Here is a 22,676-nt window from a genome sequence, read left to right as displayed (position 1 = left end):
GAATTTGCACTGGATTTGCTTGAAGGAAAGGGTGGTTGGATTATAAAATTCAGAAGAGGTGATGTAGTGCAATGATAAGTGAATCAGATATACATATGCTCAACGGTATTTCATGTGTCCGCAAAAAAAAACATTTGATAGGAGTGGAAGAGGCGATAAATAAAAAATTATTTGTAAATTAAAAATTAATAAATTATAATGATTTTCAGGCGCTAAAAAAAGTTTGGATAAAAAGGTTTTAATTTTGAAAAAGAAGGTTAAGGTGAAAGTTTGTGAAAAAGAAGTTTAAATATATTCTATCTTTAGTAATCTTATTAAGTGCTGCGGTGGTAACGCCAGCATTTCAGGTAATGGCGGAAAGCCAAATGTTTTCAGAATCTCAGCAGGGGGATCCGGAAGAAGTGAATGCTATCCAATCTGATGATACGAATGCTTCTGCGGATGCTGGACAAGCTACCTCTAAAGTAGAAAATGCTACGCTGACAACAACGACCTCATCGAGTGTGGATGTTAAGAACGAGCAAACACAAGCAAGTAGTGACAGTGAAGAAGCCATTAATGGATCAGAAAATAAAGAAGAATCTGCTGCAAGCACTGTAGATAAGGTCCCTTCATCTGTTAATGCTTCAGCTGCAAGAGCTATCAATGGGCAACTGACGGTTCAAGTGTTAGATGGTAATTCAAACCAACCGATCCAAGGAGCTTATTTCACATTGACCTCTTCAACATCAGGTGAGGTGACATTGTTAGTCACGGACAGTTCAGGAAAGGTTACAATTCAACTTCCTTCAGGTGGCTATTTTATTAAGCAAGTTGGTACCACGAATCAAAGACTAAACTATGCATTCACATCGGTTGGAAATTCCATCACCTTGCAGCCAGGGGAAACGAAAACACTTGAACTTTACGAGCGTTTAATTGCGGGTGAGTATGCTTTTGGAGATAGTCCTGATACGATTCATATTCCTGTAAACAGCACATTTGATTTCTCAACCAAAGCATTAGGGATTGAGGCGTTTAAACTAAATTTTAGCGGCAATATAGAAAAAAGCATTTCTGACTCGCAGATCTATCCTTACTACACCAATGTTGACCCAAGCAAGCCAGGTTCCTATGTAGCAATTTTTATGGCTCGACAAGCCTCCTATAGCGTGAATACCACACATGTGGTCAATGTCATTGTCGATCCGGAGCAGATTGGAGAGGTAAATGTCCGATACCTTGATAGTCAAGGGCAAGAAATCCATGAGATGCAGACCTTGACCGGTACGATTGGTGAACCATATGATGCCAGCACTGAAGATTATAAGCTAAGATTTGATGGCTACACCTTAGACGAAAGCCAATTACCAGAAAACAGTAAGGGTGTATTTAACGAAACAGCGCAAACTGTCACCTACATTTACACAAAAAATCCTGTACCAGCAGCGGATGTAACAGTGGAGTATGTGGATACAGAAGGAAAAGAAATTCACCCTTCGCAAAAGATCAGTGGAAACGTAGGCGAGTCATACGATGCTAGCACAGAACAATATCAACTAAAAATCGAAGGCTACACTTTAGACGAAAGTCAATTGCCAGAAAACAGTAAGGGTGTATTTAAAGAAACAGCGCAAACTGTCACCTACATTTACACAAAAAATCCCGTACCAGCAGCGGATGTAACAGTGGAGTATGTGGATACAGAAGGCAACGAAATTCACCCTTCACAAACGATTAGTGGAAACGTAGGCGAATCTTACGATGCTAGTACAGAAAAATATCAACTAGCAATCGAAGACTACACATTGGATGAAAGCCAATTGCCAGAAAATAGTAAAGGTGTCTTTAGTGAAACCGCGCAAACAGTCACCTATGTGTATACAAAGAATCCGATATCAGCAGCTGATATAGTGGTGGAATACGTGGATTTAGAAGGCAAAGAAATTCACGCTGCTAATAAAATTAGTGGGAATGTGGGTGATCCATACGATGCCAGTACGGAACAATATCAAGTAAAAATCGATGGCTACACATTGGATGAAAGCCAATTGCCAGGAAACAGTAAAGGCATATTTAGAGAAACCGCGCAAACCGTTACTTACATTTATACGAAAAATCCCGTACCAGCAGCGGATGTAACAGTGGAGTATGTGGATACAGCAGGCAAAGAAATTCACCCTTCGCAAAAGATCAGCGGAAACATAGGTGATTCATACGATGCCAGTACAGAGAACTATCAATTAACGATCGACGGCTATACACTGGATGAAAGCCAACTGCCAGAAAATACCACAGGAGTATTTAGTGAAACTGTACAAACAGTCACTTATGTGTATACAAAAAATCCCGTACCAGCAGCGGATATAACAGTGAGATACGTTGACACAGAGGGCAATGAAATTCATGACTCCCAAACCATTAGTGGAAACATAGGTGATTTATACGATGCCAGCACAGATCAATATAAACTATCGATCGATGGCTATACACTAGATGAAAGCCAATTACCAGAAAATCTAAAAGGGGTATTTAGCGAAACAGCACAAACAATCACATACATCTACACAAAAAATCCCGTATCAGCTGCGGATATCAGGGTCGAATATATAGATACCGAAGGCAACGAAATCCACGCTTCTCAGACGATTAGCGGTAATGTGGGCGACCCATACGATGCCAGCACAAAGAACTATCAATTAATGATTGAAGGCTACACTTTGGATGAAAGCCAATTGCCAGAAAATAGTAAAGGTGTATTTAGCGAAACAGCACAAACAGTCACCTACATCTACGCAAGGAATCCGATACCCGCAGCTGATGTCACAGTCGAGTACGTGGATACAGAAGGTAAAGAAATCCACTCTTCACAAACGATTAGTGGAAACATAGGCGACCCATACGATGCTAGTACAGAAAAATATCAACTAAAAATCGACGGATACACCATAGATCAAAGTCAATTACCAAAAAACAGTAAAGGTGTGTTTAGCGAAACAGCGCAAACAGTCACCTACATCTACACAAAAAATCCGATACCAGCAGCGGATGTAACGGTGGAGTATGTAGACACAGAAGGTAACGAAATTCATGCTTCCCAAATCCTATCAGGAAATGTAGGCGAACCTTACGATGCTAGCACAGAAAAATACCAAATATCAATCAACGGCTACGTCTTAGATCAAAGTCGTTTACCACAAAATGCGAAAGGCACATTCGGCAAACAGGGGGCAACTGTGACGTACGTTTATACAAAAGGACAAGCTGCAACAGTTGATAGTTCTGATAATAAGGAAAAAGCTCCTGTCCAAACTGTTGTTTCGAAAAAAAGCGCGTCTGCACAAAGATTGCCGCAAACCGATGAGCAGGGGACGTTGTTCCCAATTATAGTTGGTTTGTGCTTTATCGCCACGGCAAGCTGGCTTTATTTCAGAAAGCGAAAATAGCGATTAAGTAAGCCATTGGGGAAAGGCATCACTGACTAACAAAAAGGACAGCTAGGATTCAGCTGTCCTTTTTGTTGCTTATTTACCTAAAAATGAAATGAACCCAAGGGAATCATAGAGAAAATGGCAGATCCAGCTGACCCATACGCTATTGGATTTTTTCCATACGTAGTTGAGTGCCAATCTGGCAGGCATCAAGGTGATCAATAATTGGGCTGGATGAAAACCATACGCTGGGATATGCCACAAAGCGAACAGCACACTGCAAATGATGGAAGACCAGAGGAAAGAGAATCCTTTTTTCTGTAAAGCTAATAAGAGATTGGTACTAAGCAACTCTTCTCCCATCAACATGAAGGGAACTTGTAAAAAGACCATTTGGACGGTGATGGTTTCGCCGATCGAGTTAGTTGTTGGTTGTCCAAAAATAGCGGCATAAATAAAGGAAAAGAACACGCCAGTCAAAATGACGAAAGGCACACCCCATAATAAAACGATGAAACGAAAATGTTTGAATTGTTCCAAAAAGGTCCTTCGTAAGAGAAAGTACCCTGCACCAAATGCCAAAATCACATTCCATACAGTACCAATGATGGATAAAACGGAATCGCTTAGGGGTGTATAGGGAAGCATTTGATAGGTTAAACCGATGACTAATGTAAGAATAAATAAATACGTTGTTGACTTGTGTTTCATTTTGAACACATCCTTTAAAGTAATTGCCACACGCTGAATTATAAACAGAAAAAACATCAAAGTACAAAAAGATCTCTCTCATTATTTTTAAACGAAAATAAAACGGAGTGAATACGATATCATGGCTGATAGGCTTGCTTTTATTAGTATCAGAATAAAAGATTTCTTAGAACAATTCTCAAAAATGGCGAACAAAAAGAGAAGTTTATAAGAATCTCTGTAACACTGTTGAAATATTATTACGCTTATGTTACATTTTGTTTACGTTATTATGTTTTAGGGAGAATGTTTATGAAGAAATCAAGTAATTATTCAAATAATTCACAACATAAAGAAGCGACGTCTGAAAAACAAGCACCTTTTTCAAGGGTCGAATCACATCAAAAGCAAACAACGGGAACGGCAAGACGCACGCAAATCAACGATCGTCAAGTTTCTAAAAAGAAGCCAACCCATCGTAAGTATCTCTTTTCATTGATGACGCTTCTGACAATTGTCATTATCGCCACTGGCGGCTATATCGCCTTTACGTTGAAGCAGCAAGAAGCCTTGGCACGGGAAAAATATGAGGCTGCTGCTGAAAAGTTATTGGCATCGATCCAAGAAGAACAAGTTAAAGAGGGAATCCCAGCAAAACTCGAAACATTGTCTAATGGGGACAAGAAAGAATTAATTTTCCGACCAAAAGAAGAAAGTACGATTCCTGTCAAAGATGCAAGCAAGAAATTGTCGACCATGGCAAACAAATTATGCAAAAAACACACCGACAAAGAGACAGTCACCGTTGCTCGGATTGAAGCACAAGCGGTCGCATCGAAAGTGTCAACCTATTCTTTAAAAGCGGACAGCTATGTTTGGAATCGGGAAACTGGTCGCTTTGAAGATGCGGATAGCGTGGTTGCCGATCCAATTTTTATTTCCGAGAAAACCGGCAATGAATTATCCTTGAAAGACTTGGTTCCAGACGAGGGCAGCTTGCTAGGAATACAACAAGTCATTCAGCAAAAGATTTTAGACCAAGCCAAGGAACCTGATAAAGTCATTGATGCGGTCTTGGCGATGGATCGAATCACCTATGAGTCGAAATTTACGTATGATCCTGAAAAATTAACGATCCAGTTGCCCCAAAATCAAACTGGCGTATCTGAGATCACGTTGGCGTACAAAGAGATTGCACCGTTTATTGATCCGGAACTTGTTAATGCGGATCAATTGAAAGAGCAACAATCGACATTGGACGAAAACAAAAAATATGTTGCACTGACTTTCGATGATGGCCCTAACGACACAACCACATTAGATCTTTTGAAGATTTTAAAGGACAACGATGTCAAAGCAACGTTTTTTGAATTAGGACAAATGGTGGATCGGTATCCTGAAGTATCGAGAAAAGTCCATGAGGAAGGGCATGAAATTGCCAGTCACTCCTATTCACATCCGCAATTAAATACGTTGTCGCCGGAGGATGTCAAAGCTGAAATAACTAAGACCGACAAAGCAATCTATCAGGCAACAGGAGTCTTACCTAAGAATTTGCGCCCGCCGTATGGGGCGATTGATCAACAGAGCGCCCAAGCGGCAGGAAAATCGATCATTCAATGGAGTGTTGATACCGAGGATTGGAAGCTAAAAGATCCGAACAAAATTTTGAAGGTCGTACAAAATAATGTCTACGATGGTTCAATAATTCTGCTCCATGATATTCATCCGAAATCCGTTCAAGCCGTACCTGGTATTATTCAAACGCTGAAAGCGCAAGGCTATGAATTTGTGACGGTGGATCAGTTGCTCAATGGCAAACAAAAACCAATGTATCAATACTTTGGTGCCACAGATGAACGCAGTGTTAGCTAATAGCTCAAAAAGGAAGTGATGGCAATCATCGCTTCCTTTTTTCAAAAACGAACGCTGCAGTTGCCGCTTTATCACTCGGAGGAGGCAAATGCTCGGAGATAATCTTCATCCAATAGTAAAGCAAAATCATCGGCAAGGGCTTCTTGATCCAGTTCTCGCATAATAGCCAACATCTTTTGTGTGATCGTTTCACCAGCTTTTTGATCGCCGGTTCTTATGAGCAACACGCCTTGGAAAAACTTGCAGACGGTTTGGTGGAAAAATTCTTTGTAGTCTGTCGCTAAAAGTTTCAATTGGACAACGAGAACTTCCGTCGCATCGTACTGCTGGTGTTTCAGCGTATATTCAATCAAATTGATCAGCAAGGCGCAGTAGATTTCACGACCTTTTTCCATATCGATGTAGTACTCGAGCATCTTGGATACTTTTTTGAAAAAGAGGAAATTATGGTCGTTGTCCAGAAGATCGATGGTGTTGCCAAATAGTTGGATTTCTTGTAACGTCCAGCTCTCAACATCAATGAGGTAAGAAGTGATCGTTTGGCGATCGCATTCTAAAACAGCACTTTGTCGATAGACCCCATGTTCTGCCAAGCATTGTAGCATGCGAATTCGCGAGCGAACCTCTGCAATACGGATATTGTTCAGTCTACTAGTGGTTTGTTGTAGTTCCTGTAACAGCTTTTGTAAATTTGGCAGATCGTGTTTGTTTGAATATTGATTATACCGATGATTATAGCTGTTTTGCTCATCCAGGCGATAGCCATTCGCGATATAGAGAAATTCATCGATATCCATAGAGAGATTTTCTAAAATTTGCAACAGCAGATTGGCAGCAATTTGATGCTTGCCTTTTTCGAACTCGATGGCATAAGACTTTGAAATAATCGTGCCATAGACTTCTTTTTGGGTGAAGCCTTTTTTCAATCGGATTTGTCTGATCGTTTCGCCATACATAAGAAAGCCTCCGCTCTCGTTGAATTAATGAGATCTTGTATCCCCATTATAGTAAAGTAAAGCCAATAGAGGAATCTAAAAGGTCTTTTATTTCAGACTTTCCTTGATTTGGTGGAAGAAATCGTTCAGTAATCTTCGTGATAAAGGATCCTTAGAGGGGGATCGTAGAAAAGCGTGAGAACATTCGGTTCTCACGCTTTTTTTAGACAAAACTGAGGCAGATCAATAGAAAAATCATTACTAGCCAATGCATCGTTTGTTGCTCCTTAAGTCGTATTAGAAGAAGCCAATTGGGCAGCGGTGTTTCCTTCTTACCAACAAGTATAACCGCTTAAAGTAGAATGAACGTTTACGTCCGAAATGTAGGACCAAATAACTGGGTGAGGATGAAAAGCAGTGAAGAGCAACTGAAGAAATAATCGTTCATAATAGTGCAACGTTGATTTTGATAGAATAGTTTCATTCTTTTTTCACAGAACTTTCTGCGAGCGTTTCGATTCCTTTTTTTCGTTAGTAAGAGTTATTTTAGGTGATATCGTGAAAAACGTCTAAATTATTTTTGTTTTTTTATTTGCGGAGGTAAAAAACGAGGTTAAAATCATGAAAAAACACAATCATCATTTTTCTCTATCCCGGTGTATAAACATGCAATTGAAATCGTATTCATTATATTGATTAAATATAAAAAAAAGAAAGGTTAACTGACGAAAAAAGGCAATATTTTATCATTATACATTTGTTTATAAGAAAAATATAAATAATTTCTGCTTGTTTATAAAATAAACCTTTTGTGTTTTGAAAGGTGAAATTCAGTGTTTTTTTAATTATTTATCGTGTTTATAATTTGTTGGAAAGAAATAAATTTGCTAGAATTTTGGTACACAGTGTGTTCGTTTAGTTATTTTATTTTTTTGTTTCACAAGTGTGAGCTAATGTGCTTCTAAACCTGTCTCTTATACACATCTAGATGTGTATAAGAGACAGGTGTGTTCGTTTAGTTATTTTATTTTTTTGTTTCACAAGTGTGAGCTAATGTGCTTCTAAACTATTTGAACAAAAATCACTGGGTTTTTCAGAAAGCTTGCGAAAAAAATCTTCGCTTTGCGATCGGTTACTTTTGTTTTCTCTCTATGCCTTTGGGTGTTGGGTTGAAATAGATTTTCATCTGGTTTTAAAGGGGGAAAGAAGGATTCCAGAGATCATCAGTTTTATCTTTTGTCGGTTAAATTTTTTTCGAACAGGAGGAGAATGAATGAAAGGCATTAATTATAAAAAGCTCATGGATTCAAAGAAAAACACACGCGTTCGAACAAAGAAAAATATTATTGCGAATTTAACTGTCAGTGGAATGTTGTTGACAAGTACGGTGGTCGTGCCAGCAAGTTTGTTATGGGCACCAACGACGGTTGAAGCTGCTTTGGTTTCAGCTGAACTTTTCTCAGATATCACAGCGTCTAATAACTCAGGCACGAGTGCGTCTGCACCTTATGCAATTCCTGGTGCAACGAACCAAGTCAATTTCTCGATTTCTGGATCGAATGCAGTAACGGTTGATGTCTTGAATGGGGATAAAGTCGCGGTTGTTGGGGTTCCTCAAGGCCTTACTGGTTTGGTTCAACCGGCAGGGAATGCATCGATTTCCACCAATGTGATACTCCAACTGGGGAATTTCCCAGCCTTGCAAACACTGATCGGTACAGTCACACCAGCAGTCAATACCTTGATCAGCACGGTGGATGGAATCGTCAATCAAAATTTAGCTGATGCACTTGATATTCCGCCAACAATCGTTGGCGGCTTGCCAAATCCGTTGTATACGGCGGCTTCAATCGTGGATGTTAGCCAAGTGATTTCCGTCAACTTAGATGAAATCACTACCCAGTTAGACTTATTAAATCAACTTGGACAATTTGGCCAAGCGAATTTTGAAGTTCCAGCTGGACTAACCGATAACGAACGTGCCCTGATTGCCAATGTGGATGATGGTTTATTTATCGTTATCAATCAACGCATCAATCAAATTCTCGATAATTTACAAGCAGCCCAGATTCAAGTCAGTATTTTGGATGGTGCAAGTGGGATTCCAGGCATCGGTACCTTGATCGGTCAAATCAATACGTTGGTACAAAGTACCGTTAATACAGCTAAAGCCACTTTAAACGCAACGGTTGAAACAGCACAAACAGTCTTCAATGCAACGACAGATTTAGCAGATCAAATCGCTTCTGCATCTGTTTTAGGTCAAACCAATGTGGTCATTCCAACGAATGTCACCAGTCCGACCTATGCACAATTGGTTGAAAACGGCGTGGCGAATCCATCTAATCCTTACGAAGCCCGCTTCGAAGGAACGATGTCTCAACTTGATTTGATCACCATTGATTTATTTACGGATGCTGACGGCAATAACTCGATTTGGTTTGCGCCAGATACACCAGAAGATCAAACCGATACACCAACAATCAATCCATTGACAGCAGGGGAAACGACGATCAGCGGAACAGCTGAGCCAGGCGCAGCCATCACATTGGCGATCAACGGCGGTGCACCTATTACAACAACCGCAGATGGTGACGGCAATTGGACGGCAGATGTCCCTGAATTGGTGGAAGGCGATACAGTCACAGCAGTAGCGGAAGCTGATGGGGAATCGGCGAGTGAGCCTGCAACGGCAACGGTAGCAGCACCAGTGGTTAATGCACCAACGGCTTCGATTACAGGAAATAGTACCGATGGGTACCCTGTGACGGGGACAGCCGCAGCAAATGCAGCCATTGAAATCACCAATGCCGAAGGTGAAGTCGTTGGCTCTGGGACGGCAAATGAGAACGGCAACTACAGTATCACGTTGAACCCAGCAGATGTAGCGGAAAATGAAAACTTGAATGTTGCTGCAATCGTCACTGCCGGTGGGCAAACTTACCGTAGTGGCAATACGCCAATCGTCGTTCCAGCAGACGATGCGGAGCAACAAACGGGAACACCAACGATTCATCCGGTGACTGCCGGGGATACAAGCGTCAGCGGAACTGCTGAGCCTAGTGCCTCGATTACTGTGACCGTCAACGGTGCAGATCCGATCGTGACGGAAGCCGATGAAGAGGGCAATTGGCGTGTTGATGTGGACGAAGTGTCAGAGGGCGATACGGTTTCAGCTATCGCCGAACTAGCAGGACAAACGCCAAGCCAACCGGCTAGCACCACCGTGTCCGCCTTAACAGTCAACGCACCAACGGCTTCGATCACAGGAAATAGTCAAGAGGGCTATCCAGTGACTGGAACAGCAGCACCAAATGCGGCCATTGAGATCACCAATGCGGATGGCGAAATTGTCGGAACAGGTACCGCCAATGAGAATGGTGTTTATACAGTCACGTTAGATCCAGCGGATGTTGACGCGGAAGAAACCCTGAATGTGACAGCGGTTGTGACCGCTGGCGGCGAAACCTATCGAAGCAACCCAACACCTGTTGTGGTGCCTGCAGATATCCTGCAGACGGAAACACCAACGATCGATCCAGTCAGTGCTGGAGATACGACCGTTAGTGGGACAGCGGAACCGGGGGCAACGGTAACGATCACGCTTCCTGAAGGCGATCCAATCACGGCTGAAGCCGATGATGAAGGCAACTGGGAAGCAACGGTTCCTGAATTATCAGAAGGCGATTCCGTGACCGTCGTAGCTGAGTCTGAAGGCAAAGATCCGAGTGCACCAATCACCGTGAGTGTAAACGGTTTAACCGTGGCGGCGCCAACGGCTACGATCACCGGAAATAGTACAGATGGGTATCCAGTAACGGGAACAGCGACTGCCAATGCAGCAATTGAAATTTTGAATGAAGCAGGAGAGGTCGTTGGTAGCGGAACAGCTGATGAGGATGGCAACTTCACGATCACCCTTGATCCTCAAGAGGTGACAGCTGGTGACAACTTACGAGTGGAAGCGATCGTGACGGCTGGTGGTGAAGACTATCGCAGTACAGGCACACCGCTTGTAGTTCCTGCAGATGATGTCGAAAATTTAACTGAAACACCAACGATCGACCCAGTAACAGCTGGGGATACGACCGTCAGCGGAACGGCTGAACCAGGGGCAACTGTGACGATTACGCTGCCTGAAGGCGATCCGATCACGGCAGAAGCCGATGACGAAGGCAATTGGGAAGCGACGGTACCAGAATTAACGGAAGGTGATACGGTAACAGTCGTTGCCGAAGTAGAAGGCAAAGAGCCAAGTGCACCGATTACCGTGACCGTTGATGGTGTGACTGTCAGTGCACCGAGCGCTTCCATCACAGGCAATAGTACGGATGGCTATCCGGTCAGTGGAACAACCACGCCGAATGCGGCCATTGAGATTTTGAATGAAGCAGGAGAGGTCGTTGGTAGCACGACGGCGGATGACACGGGTGTTTATACCGTCATCTTAGATCCAGCTGATGTGGCGCCAGAAGAAGCCTTGCAGGTGGTGGCAGTTGTGACAGCGGGCGGTCAAGACTACCGCAGTAATGCCACGCCAATCACGGTACCAGCAGACATTGAACAAACAGGGACACCAACGATCGATCCGGTCACAGCAGGTGATACCACGATTAGCGGAACGGCAGAACCAGGTTCGACGGTTACTGTTACGATCACCGGTCAAGAACCAGTAACGGCTGAAACGGATGACGAAGGAAACTGGCTTGCGGAAGTGCCAGCAGTCTCTGGTGGCGATACAGTCACAGTCGTTGCGGAAGCCGAAGGCAAAGAGCCAAGCGCGCCAGTCAGCGTTGGAGTCAATGGAGTCACCGTTGCAGCACCAACAGCGATCATCAGCGGCAATAGTACCGATGGCTATCCAATCACGGGGACTGCTCCAGTGAACGCAGCGATCGAAGTGTTGAATGAGTCAGGCGATGTGATCGGGACTGGGACAGCCGATGGGGATGGAAACTATACGGTAACCATCGCACCATCCGATGCAGCACCAGAAGAAACCTTGTCTGTCGTTGCGATCGTAACAGCTGGCGGAGATCAGTACCGCAGTCCTGCCACACCGGTGACGGTCCCAGCAGATGAGCTTGAACAAACAGCATCACCAACCATCGACCCAATCAATGCCGGGGATACGACGATCAGTGGGACCGCAGAACCAGGCGCTACGGTGACGGTAACGATCCCAGGTGAAGAACCTGTTACTGGTGAAGCCGATGACGAGGGGAACTGGACAGTTGAAGTTCCTGAAGTTTCTGAAGGAGAAACCGTCACAGTGGTCGCACAAGCACCAGACAAAGACCCAAGTGCACCGATCAGTGTTGGAGTCAATGGGTTGACGATCGCTACACCAACCGCGACGATCAGCGGCAATAGTACCGCAGGTTATCCAGTAACGGGAACGGCACCAGCCAATGCAGCCATCGAAATCTTGAATGCCGATGACGAGGTCATAGGTACTGGCACCGCCAATGACGAAGGCCAATATACGATCACGTTAACGAGTAATGACGCGTCTCCAGCTGAAGCCTTACGGGTGGTGGCGGTAGTCACAGCCGGTGGTCAAGAGTACCGCAGTGCGGCTGCACCAATCACAGTACCTTTGGATCAAACTGCAGTCCCAACGATTGAATCGGTGACAGCCGGCGACACGACCATCAGTGGTACGGCTGAACCTGGCGCGACAGTCTCAGTCACGATTGGTGACGCAGAGCCAGTCACTGCCGAAGCGGATGACGAAGGCAAGTGGACGGCAACTGTGCCCGAGGTTTCTCAAGGAGAAATTGTTTCTGTGGTAGCGACCCTTGATGGGGAAACACCAAGTGATGCAGCTACGGTCGTCGTAAATCCACTCACTGTGGCGACACCGACAGCAGCGATCAGCGGCAATAGTTCGGATGGGTATCCAGTAACCGGAACGGCCACGCCAAATGCAGCGATTGAGATCTTAAATGCAGCCGGTGAGGTTGTTGGTAGCGGTGAAGCAAATGAGGAAGGTGCTTACAGCATCACATTGAGCAGCGACGATGTTGATCCTTCAGAAGCACTTCAGGTGGTGGCAGTGGTAACAGCTGGCGGCGATGAGTACCGCAGTACGCCGCTCTCCATCGTGGTACCAGCAGACCAAACGACCACCCCAACGATCGATCCAGTGCAAGCAGGTGATACATCCGTCGGAGGAACTGCCGAACCTGGTTCAACGGTGACGGTAACGATTCCTGGAGAAGATCCAGTGACTGCCGAAACGGATGAGGAAGGCAATTGGACAGTCACCGTACCAGAACTTTCAGAAGGCGACACGGTCACAGTGGTTGCTGAAGCTGAAGGCAAAGACCCAAGTGCACCAATCAGTGTTGGTGTCGGTGCCTTGAACGTGGCTGCACCAACCGCAACGATCACGGGCAACAGTACTGACGGCTATCCAGTCACAGGAACAGCACCAGCCAACGCAACCATTGAAATCTTAAATGCTGCCAATGAAGTGGTAGGCAGTGGTACTGCCAATGGAGACGGTGAGTATACGATCACTTTGACAGAAGGTGTTTCACCAGCAGAAACCTTGCGAGTGGTGGCTATCGTATCAGCCGGCGGTCAAGACTATCGCAGTCCGGCAACTACTATCGTGGTGCCAGAAGATAACGCAGAAGACCAAACAGCGGCACCGACTGTCGCACCAGTGATTGCTGGGGCTACAACCGTTAGCGGAACGGCTGAACCTGGGGCAGATGTAACGGTTGAACTACCAAACGGCGATACTGTTACAGTAGCAGCGAATGACGAAGGTGAGTGGACGGCAACTGTGCCGACGGTTTCTCTGGATGATGTCTTGACAGTTACTGCCTTGGCAGACGGCAAAACAGAAAGTTTACCAGTAACAGTGACGGTGCAAGGGCTGATCGTGGCAGCACCAACGGCAACGATTTCTGGCAATAGTGCAGATGGCTATCCAGTAACTGGTACAGCACCAGCTAATGCGTCAATCGAAATCTTAAATGCTGATGATCAAGTGATTGGCACAGGGACGGCCAATGAGAATGGTGTTTACACCGTTACCTTGACCAGTGAAGAGGCATCAGCAGGAGAAACGGTCCGTGTCATTGCCATCGTTTCAGCAGGTGGGGATGACTTCCGTAGTCAACCAACGGCTGTCGTGGTACCTGCGGATCAAACGGCGACACCAACGATCAATCCAGCAGTTGCCGGCGCAACAGAAATCAGCGGGACAGCCGAACCAGGAGCAATAGTCAACGTGACGGTCGGTGAGCAAGACCCAATCTCAGCCGAAGTTGACGAAGAGGGCAATTGGCAAGTTGATGTGCCAGAGCTTTCCGAAGGGACGACTGTTACGGCAGTAGCAGAAGTAGAAAATGAAACACCAAGTACACCAGCAACGATCACAGTCGGTGCATTAACGGTGGCGGCTCCTAGTGCGTCCATCAGTGGCAATGCAGCCGATGGTTATCCAGTGACCGGAACAGGACCAGCGAATGCGACCATCGAAATCTTGAACGAAGCTGGCGAGACAGTTGGAACGGGTACGACCAATGATGCAGGGCTTTACACGATCGATTTGACCAGTGAAAATGTCTCTCCTGAAGAAAACTTGACGGTAGTTGCGGTGGTCACAGCTGGTGGTACAGATTATCGTAGTCCAGCGACACCAATCATGGTGCCAGCTGAACCGGGTGAAAATCAAACAACGGCACCAACGGTTGATCCAATCAAAGCAGGCGATGAAACAGTTAGCGGAACGGCAGAACCAGGCTCAACTGTGACTGTGACACTACCTGACGGCACAGAAGAAACCGCCGAAACAGATGATGAGGGCAACTGGAGTGTCGATGTGCCTGAATTGTCTGAAGGGGATACCATCACAGTCGTCGCAGACAGTGACGGCAAAGACCCAAGTGATCCAATCACTGTCATCGTTGAAGGAGTGACTGTCGCAGCACCAACAGCTTCCATCAGCGGCAACAGCACGGATGGCTACCCAGTGACTGGTACAGCACCAGCCAATGCAGCGATCGAGATCTTGAACGCAGACAATGAAGTCGTTGGAACAGGCACTGCCGATGGAGACGGCAACTATACAGTGGACTTAACTGCTGAAACTGTCGATCCAGAAGAAACCTTAAATGTCGTTGCCATCGTAACAGCTGGTGGGAAAGAGTATCGCAGTAATCCAACAGCGGTCATCGTACCAGCAGATACGGTAGTGGATCAGACAGCTGCACCAACGATCGATCCAATCACGGCAGGAGATACCAGCATCAGTGGGACCGCAGAACCAGGTTCAACCGTGACGATCATTGTACCAGATGCGGAACCAATCACGGCTGAAACGGATGACGAAGGCAATTGGACAGCAGAAGTACCAGAAGTTTCTGAAGGCGATGCAGTCACTGTTGTGGCTCAATCACCTGACAAAGAGCCAAGCGCTCCAGTAACAGTTGGTGTGGGGGCGTTGACGGTCACTGCTCCTAGTGCAACCATCACAGGCAATAGCACGGATGGCTATCCAGTAACTGGAACGGCACCAGCCAATGCCACCATACAAATCTTGAATAGCGATGGACAAATCGTCGGTTCAGGAACCGCAGACGCGGAAGGAAACTACAGTATCACTCTTGAACCAACAGCTGTTGCACCAGCGGAAAGCCTAACAGTCGTCGCAGTTCTGACAGCTGGCGGCAAAGAATACCGCAGTAATGCGACACCAATCGTGGTACCTTTGGATCAAGAAGAGCAACAAACTGCAACACCAACGATCGATCCAGTCAAAGCTGGCGATACGACGATCAGCGGGACTGCCGAACCAGGTTCGACGGTGACGGTAACGATTGGTGAAAATGAACCGATCACAACTGAAACGGACGAAGAGGGCAATTGGACAGTCGAGGTACCTGAAATTGCGGAGGGTGATACCGTCACTGTTGTGGCACAATCCCCTGAAAAAGACCCTAGTGCACCAATCACAGTGAGTGTGGATGGCATCACGGTTTCAGCACCGACCGCTTCCATCACTGGCAATCCAGAGGATGGTTACCCAGTAACGGGGATGGCAGCACCAAATGCGGCGATTGAAATCGTGAATGAAGCGGGGGATGTCGTTGGATCAGGCAATACTGATGAAAATGGCAACTACACCATCACGCTCTCTGGTGAAGATGTTTCTCCTGAAGAATCATTGAACGTCGTTGCGATCATTACAGCCGGCGGCAAAGACTACCGTAGTAATGCGACACCAATTGTAGTGCCCGTTGAGAATACGATTGATCAAACCGCCACACCAATCATCGAACCAGTCACAGCTGGTGACACGACCATCACTGGTACTGCTGTACCGGGATCGATGGTCACCGTGACGGTAACGGGAGAAGAAGCGGTTGAAACCGAAGCAGATGAAGCAGGAAATTGGTCAGTGGAAGTTGCAGAAGTTTCTCGAGATGAAATCGTAACAGCAGTGGCGCAAAGCGAAGGAGAAACCGCCAGTGAACCGGCAACGACCGTTGTTAATGGCATCACGGTCAACGCACCTTCAGCGTCCATTACGGGTAATTCCCAAGAAGGCTATCCAGTAAGTGGGAACGGACCTGCCAATGCAGCAATTGAAATCCTTAATGAAGAGGGTGATGTCGTAGGAACAGGCACGACCGATGAAAATGGTGACTATACGATCACATTGACTAGTGAGGATGTCGCACCAGAAGAAAACTTATCGGTTGTGGCGATCGTCACTGCTGGTGGGGATGACTACCGCAGTAATCCGACACCAATCGTCGTACCTGTCGATGATGAAAGCATCAAGACAGATACACCAACCATTGACCCAGTTACGGCTGGTGATACAACGATCAGCGGAACGAGTGAGCCAGGTGCTACGATCACCGTTACCATCAGCGATCCGTTAACAAGTAGATTCCTGACCATCTTCGCGGCTGAAGGACCAATCACAACGATCGCCGATCAAAATGGTGACTGGGATGTTGAGTTATCCGCGGAAGCGACGGAAGGCGAAACCGTTACGGTTCTTGCTTTAGCCGAAGGCGAAACCTTAAGTGATCCGACGACGACCGTAGTCGGTGCCTTGACGGTTGACGCACCGGTTGCCACGATCACTGGCAATCCTACCGATGGCTATCCAGTCTTCGGGAATGGGCCAGCCAATGCGACGATCGAAATCTTGAATGAAGCGGGTGACGTTGTCGGAACTGGAACGACCAATGGGAATGGTGCCTTCAGCATCACATTAGACCCAGAGGATGTTTCACCAGAAGAAACCCTTAACGTTGTGGCTATCGTTACAGCAGGTGGCAGAGAATACCGCAGTGCAGCAACACCAATCGTGGTACCAACGGGTGACAATGGTACGGATGGTACCGACGGCACGGACGGTAGCAATGGCACGGACGGTAGCAATGGCACGGACGGTAGCAATGGCACGGACGGTACCAATGGAACGAATGGTACCGACGGAAGCAACGGCGCTTGGGGTAACTGGGGCAGTTGGGGGAACAACAACGGCAACGGTAGCAATAACAACCAAAGCTGGTGGGGAAGTAAGTACCTACCGAAAACGGGATCTGAAGGAACTTGGTATGCTTCACTGATTGGGGCAGCAGTCTTCGTTGTAGGAGGAATTGGTTTGTTCTTCAAAGCAAGAAAGAAAAAAGACCAACAAAAATAGCATGACTTTACCAGCGGAGTGGACATCCTCCGCTGGTATCTCTAGTGAACAATAGTTTTGAAGCAATGATCATCGTTTCGTAAAGAAAGGGTTAGAAATGGTATGAAAAGCAGAAGGAGGGAAAAATGTCTTTACAAATGGACGATCGGCCAATTAATTCTCTTTTTGACCAGCATCAGTTTCGTCAATTTGTATCTTTTAACAACGACAATAAAAGCCGAAGCAGCAGTGAATGTTTTAGATGTGGAGATTTTAAGCAATTTAACGAGTGCCAATACAAGTGGCACCTCAGTAAGCGTTCCATGGCCAGGCAGCGTGACAAATCGACCAGTGACTTTTTCTATTAAAGGCAACGGCGGGTTGAACGCTTCTGTCAATGTCAGTGGGGAAGATAAATTTGCTTTATTAGCGATCCCAGCAGAATTGAGAACTAGCATTAGTGCCAATGGATCCGCATCGATCAAGACGTCGACCACAGTCAATATTGCCAATGTCCCACTTTTGAATGCGATCTTAACAGCGCTTGATTCCTTGACCAGTTCACTAAATCTCAACCTTGGGATTGTTCAAATCGATTTGACAGCGATCAATCAGCAGATTTCTTTACTAAAGACTGTCGGAAATATTGGGAATGTTGAATTTACCAGTCCATTGCAGTTTACGACCCAGAAAGAAGCTTTATATGCCAATATGAGTTCGAACCTTGGTGTCGTCTTAGGAACCAATGTCCCGCAAATTCTACGGAATTTAAGTACCGCGATTCAAAATACCCAGATCCGAGTGATCGGCATCGATATTGGCGGCGTCGTGCGCGCATTGCTGCAAGGGTTGCTCAATACTCTGCTTAGCACCGTGAACTCAGCGTTGAATGATTTGACAACTGTCCAAGAACAGCTGGCGGATGCAGCTGTTTTAGGAGCAACGGATGTTCAAATTCCGACGTTACTTTCAGGTCCGGGTCAGTTGACTGCAAATTGGACCGCTAATTTTTCCGCTTCTGTTTTGAAAGCAAAGCCGACGGACATCAATCTCTTGAACTTTAGTGCGCTAAATATCAGCAGTCGCCAAACCATGATTTATTTCATGGTCGAAGCATTGACGATGGATCGGGCGAATCTACCGACTCAGCTGAATTTTGGCCGACATGCCATTCAAACGAAAAAGAGTGAGACGTGGCGGGCAACCGCCAACGGCGATCAAAGCGCAGCTGCTACAACTGGGATTTTACGGATCAATGATACCCGCAATCGGCAGAAAAAATGGCAAGTAAAGGTCAGACAATCCACCAATTGGGTCAATGGTACACGCACATTGCCAGCCGCCGAATTAAGGGTTCAGCTTGGCACTGTCAATTCAACCTTTACGGATGGTCGAGTGGTTTTACCTGATAATGCAACGATTGCCCTGCAGCAAAATGTCGAAAAAAATGTGGTGGCGTTGGAAAATGCGGCATCGACTGGTGGACTGACCGTTAATTTTTCCCAGTTCAATTTATTTGTACCTGAGAAAACACCTAAATTTCAAGGTCAGTATCGCGCCACAGTCGTGTGGACCGTTTCCGATACACCTTGAAAAGGAAGAGCAGAATGAAAAAGAATTCCCTTGTGCTGCTTCTGATTTTGATGATCGGCAGTTTCTGCAGTTTCGTTCCATCAGCAGTAGCCAATACGACGACCGGCAACATTGAGTTTTATGAAGGACCAACGGAAACAGCTAGCAGTGATTCAATTGATGAAGAAATTGAACCACCGCCCAGTCAAGAAACGGTCACTAACGTAGAAGAACCACTGCCGCAGCTTGCTGAAACCAATCACTTTTGGCTGCCCTTAATAGGTGGATTCTTCATTAGTCTGACATTGATCATTTGCATCAAAAAAAGGAGGATGGCAAAATGATTTCAAAGAAATCGGTAATAGGCGCATTGGGGGTATTGACCGCCCTTAGTATTTTGACCACGGTGCAAGCGGACGATACGACCGGTGTCGTAGAATATACCTCTGGTGGCATCGTGTTTGACCCGGATAAAGGCGGGAGTGATCCCAATACGCAGCTACCAACGAATTTAGATTTTGGTGCCCATGAGATCCAAACAGAAAATGCCGAAACGTGGGTGGCTACTACGGATGGGACTGGACTACCTGGCGATGGGTCCACGCTGCAAAGAGGGGCAGTTGCAGTCAGTGATAACCGAGGACAGGCGAACTCTTCTTGGGCAATTAAAGTACGGCAAGCAACCCAATTTACGGCAGGAGACAGTACGTTGGACGGTGCGGTATTAACGGTAGATACGGGTACATTGACCAACAACTTAAGTTCGCCGCCAACCGGAACCAGTGATATTGCCAATGGCGAGCTTGATTTTGCGGCGATCAACAATGAATATGCTTTCTTGACCGCCAATGCTGGTGAAGGGATCGGTGAAACGTCGATGCCTCTAGAACAATTTACCCTTTCGATCCCAGCCAATACGGAAAAACAATCGGCAACCTATCAAACGACCCTCGTTTGGACGATCAGCAGTGCTCCGACGACCCCATAGGTTAGTAGTCATTGCTTAACAGTTAGCAGAAAAAAAGCAGCTTGCCTAAGCGGCTGCTTTTTATGCTAGCTGATTTTTCTTTCCTATTTTGTGTAGAAAGGATCTGACAGGATGCATCAGAACAAACTTCGAGGCAAAGGATTTCAGTATTGGGTAGTAAGTATTCTAACGGTCTTATTTTTCATTGGTACTAGTAGTACGGGGGCAGCAGATTCACTTGATACCTTCGATGTTCAAATCAAATTGCCGGAGTCACAGCGGGACAAAGAGTTGATGTACTATGATTTGTTGCTGGAGCCCAAGGCAGAAGAAAAACTAGCAGTCATGGTTTCCAATAAAAGCGAGCAACCAATCAATCTACAGCTATCGTTTAATCGAGCGGTCACGAACATGACTGGCGTCGTTGAGTACTCTGGGGCAAATGAGGAAGCAACGCCTTCTGCTCCGTACGCGATCGAAGAACTCGTTACTTTGAGTGATGAAACACTTTCATTAGCCCCTAATGAACAAAAAGAAATCACCTTGACAGTCCGGATGCCATCTAAATCATTTGATGGGATTTTGGCAGGGGGACTATACGTACAGCAAACCGGCAGTGAAGAATTTCAAGGGAATGTTCAAAACCTATTAGCAAGAGAAGTGGCGGTATTGCTCCGAAATAAAGAGTCAGACATCCCGCCAGCGGTCCGAATTGAAGAAGCCCATTTGGAAGAGATCAACCGCCGCAATGTCATCATCGTAGCGGTGGAAAATGCAGCAGCTGATTATCTCAGTAAAGCCACGCTTGCTTATGAAGTGTTTCATGAAGGAAAAGCAACAGCCATCAAAGGAGAAAAAGAGATTCAATTAGCGCCCAATGCATTAATGAATTACGCACTTCCGCTGGATGGAAAGGAACTGCTATCAGGAGAGTATGAAATAAAAGCGACCCTCAAAGCAGCCGATCAAGAATGGCAGGGAGAGCCGACCTTCCAAGTTGCAAGGCAAGAAGCGCAAGAAAGAAACGAGCAAGATGTCAGTATTGAAGAAACCGCTTCGCCGATCCTTCTCTATCTATCGATTGGGGGTGTTTTATGTTTGATCATCGCCTATCTGATTTGGCATAATCGAAAACTAAAACGAGCATTAAAAAAAACAGATGATAAAACCCCATGAGCACTTGTAAGAAATTCCTTATTAATATAGAAGGAAAAAAAGAAAACAATTAAAATTCACGGGATGCATGTAAATCAGAAGCATAATAAAAGCAGCAAACAGGCCATTTATTGTTCGAAATAAATGGTTTTTTGTCGTGTCCATGAAGATTCGATATGGTAAATTAAGTAGAAAAATTTTTTGATTGCATCTTGCAGCAGCGAACGATCACTTTTATTTTGATGGAAAATCTTCAGAGGAAACAGTTGATTACCCTTAACCGGACTGCCCAAAGAGAAGGGTAGCTTTTTTTTGCGAAAAAACGAAGAATAAATAACGATTAATATTTTATTTGAACGAAGGTTATTTTTTTGGAAATCATTAGAAAGGTTGGGCAGTAGTCGGTAAGTTTTGGAATTGTTAATTAGTTAAACTACTTAAAAAAACATAAGTTTTTATTGTTGTTTGCGCTTTCTGTCTTATAAATGTGTTAAGAAAGCAGTACGACGGGAACTCCTTTACTATAATAGGTTTAGACCAATTATAAAGTCTTTTCTTACTTTGTTTTTAATTTAAACTACCTTTTTTGCATAAACGTTTCGCTAATTCGTTTGAAAGTGCAAGCAGGCATTTTTAATTAAGAATACAATTAGAAATGATGTGAAAAGGAGAATTAAGATGTCTGCAAATTTGAGCAATTTCGCTGTTTATATAGTAGATGACAACTTTTTTAATGGAAATTTGATGAAAAAAATGATCACTGAAAGTCATGTTCCTTATTCTATGGTGGAGATCATTTCACCGGAAGAACTAGATTCTTTTCTTGAAGGGTACTTAACAGATGTTAACGATTTATTTTTATTTTCCATTGAAATGATGGGCTTTGATCGAAGTTTTCAATTAGCAGGGCGATTGAGGGAGCAGTGCAAAAAGTGTCAAATTGCTTTTTATGGTGCCTATGCGTCCAAAATCGAAATCAAGAAACTGAATCTTATCTGTCCTTTAGGAATCATCGATACAGAAGAAAAGGATGTGGCAATGCAGTTAAGAAATTTGTTAACAGAAGCAATTGAAGTGAAACGATCATTGCTGGGAAAAAAACACTTATTAAAAATTGTTAGTAAACGAGAGTTGATGATCGTTGATGCAGAAGCAATCAACTACATAACAACGATCAAAGGTGAGCGAAACCGAATCGTATTCCATCAAAAGAAATCAGTTGAGTGCATTGAAACTTCGTTAAAGGTCATCAAACAGCTAGATTTGCCTGAGTATTATAAAGTATTCAAATCGTACATTATTAATGCGCGACAAATCAAAATGATTGATCGAACAAACAATGTTCTTTGCTTTTTTAATGGGGAAGAATTAGAAGTTGGAAAAAAAATCCGTAAAGCAATCAGTTAAAA

The 22,676-nt window shown here is 45.0% G+C and carries 10 protein-coding genes; 8 read left to right on the top strand and 2 right to left on the bottom strand.

Going from position 1 to position 22,676, the window contains the following annotated elements:
* Positions 1-272 precede the first annotated feature (272 nt).
* Positions 273-3,425: a MucBP domain-containing protein gene (locus A5877_RS02995; RefSeq protein ID WP_086316342.1), complete on the top strand. Its 3,153-nt coding sequence runs from the start codon at positions 273-275 to the stop codon at positions 3,423-3,425.
* Between the two features lie 78 nt (positions 3,426-3,503).
* Here A5877_RS02995 and A5877_RS02990 read toward each other — a convergent pair whose 3' ends face one another.
* Complete coding sequence (locus A5877_RS02990) at positions 3,504-4,178, bottom strand: CPBP family intramembrane glutamic endopeptidase (protein ID WP_086316341.1); 675 nt, start codon at positions 4,176-4,178, stop codon at positions 3,504-3,506.
* A 234-nt stretch (positions 4,179-4,412) separates the two neighbouring features.
* Here A5877_RS02990 and A5877_RS02985 point away from each other — a divergent pair, with 234 nt between their 5' ends.
* On the top strand, positions 4,413-5,975 hold the full coding sequence (locus A5877_RS02985) for a polysaccharide deacetylase family protein (protein WP_176273399.1): 1,563 nt from the start codon (positions 4,413-4,415) through the stop codon (positions 5,973-5,975).
* A gap of 71 nt (positions 5,976-6,046) precedes the next feature.
* On the opposite strand, the gene A5877_RS02980 is transcribed toward A5877_RS02985, so the two are convergent.
* Positions 6,047-6,931, bottom strand: a complete 885-nt coding sequence (locus A5877_RS02980) for a helix-turn-helix domain-containing protein (protein WP_016620542.1) — start codon at positions 6,929-6,931, stop codon at positions 6,047-6,049.
* Positions 6,932-8,183: 1,252 nt separating this feature from the next.
* Between A5877_RS02980 and A5877_RS02970 the strand changes: the two genes are divergently transcribed.
* The 6 genes from A5877_RS02970 (at position 8,184) to A5877_RS02945 (ending at position 22,674) form a co-directional block, all read left to right on the top strand.
* A complete protein-coding gene (locus tag A5877_RS02970) occupies positions 8,184-17,594 on the top strand; it encodes an Ig-like domain-containing protein (RefSeq protein WP_086316339.1) in 9,411 nt (3,136 codons plus the stop codon).
* A gap of 102 nt (positions 17,595-17,696) precedes the next feature.
* A complete protein-coding gene (locus A5877_RS02965; RefSeq protein WP_086316338.1) occupies positions 17,697-19,166 on the top strand; it encodes an adhesive domain-containing protein in 1,470 nt (489 codons plus the stop codon).
* 14 nt (positions 19,167-19,180) lie between these two features.
* Entirely contained in the window at positions 19,181-19,489 is a 309-nt protein-coding gene (locus tag A5877_RS02960; RefSeq protein WP_016620539.1) for a hypothetical protein, read from the top strand.
* Entirely contained in the window at positions 19,486-20,133 is a 648-nt protein-coding gene (locus A5877_RS02955; RefSeq protein WP_086316337.1) for a WxL domain-containing protein, read from the top strand. Before A5877_RS02960 ends, A5877_RS02955 begins: the two co-directional genes overlap by 4 nt.
* Positions 20,134-20,244: 111 nt before the next feature.
* Positions 20,245-21,288 carry a DUF916 and DUF3324 domain-containing protein gene (locus tag A5877_RS02950; RefSeq protein ID WP_005235023.1) on the top strand — a complete coding sequence of 348 codons (1,044 nt, stop codon included), beginning with the start codon at positions 20,245-20,247 and terminating at the stop codon, positions 21,286-21,288.
* Between the two features lie 657 nt (positions 21,289-21,945).
* The gene (locus A5877_RS02945; RefSeq protein ID WP_005235024.1) at positions 21,946-22,674 is read left to right on the top strand and encodes a LytTR family DNA-binding domain-containing protein; all 729 of its coding nucleotides are present in this window, start codon (positions 21,946-21,948) and stop codon (positions 22,672-22,674) included.
* The last annotated feature ends 2 nt before the right edge of the window (positions 22,675-22,676 follow it).

The sequence above is a fragment of the Enterococcus sp. 3C7_DIV0644 genome (genome assembly GCF_002141235.1).
Classification (GTDB): Bacteria; Bacillota; Bacilli; order Lactobacillales; family Enterococcaceae; genus Enterococcus_D; species Enterococcus_D entomosocium.
This window is presented reverse-complemented; position numbering and strand designations above follow the sequence as displayed.

Excerpts from the sequence above, each read along its gene's own strand:
- A5877_RS02955 (WP_086316337.1), top strand. The coding sequence starts at position 19,486 with ATGATTTCAAAGAAATCGGTAATAGGCGCATTGGGGGTATTGACCGCC.
- A5877_RS02970 (WP_086316339.1), top strand. The coding sequence starts at position 8,184 with ATGAAAGGCATTAATTATAAAAAGCTCATGGATTCAAAGAAAAACACA.
- A5877_RS02960 (WP_016620539.1), top strand. The coding sequence starts at position 19,181 with ATGAAAAAGAATTCCCTTGTGCTGCTTCTGATTTTGATGATCGGCAGT.
- A5877_RS02965 (WP_086316338.1), top strand. The coding sequence starts at position 17,697 with ATGAAAAGCAGAAGGAGGGAAAAATGTCTTTACAAATGGACGATCGGC.
- A5877_RS02945 (WP_005235024.1), top strand. The coding sequence starts at position 21,946 with ATGTCTGCAAATTTGAGCAATTTCGCTGTTTATATAGTAGATGACAAC.
- A5877_RS02980 (WP_016620542.1), bottom strand. The coding sequence starts at position 6,931 with ATGTATGGCGAAACGATCAGACAAATCCGATTGAAAAAAGGCTTCACC.
- A5877_RS02990 (WP_086316341.1), bottom strand. The coding sequence starts at position 4,178 with ATGTTTTTTCTGTTTATAATTCAGCGTGTGGCAATTACTTTAAAGGAT.
- A5877_RS02985 (WP_176273399.1), top strand. The coding sequence starts at position 4,413 with ATGAAGAAATCAAGTAATTATTCAAATAATTCACAACATAAAGAAGCG.
- A5877_RS02950 (WP_005235023.1), top strand. The coding sequence starts at position 20,245 with ATGCATCAGAACAAACTTCGAGGCAAAGGATTTCAGTATTGGGTAGTA.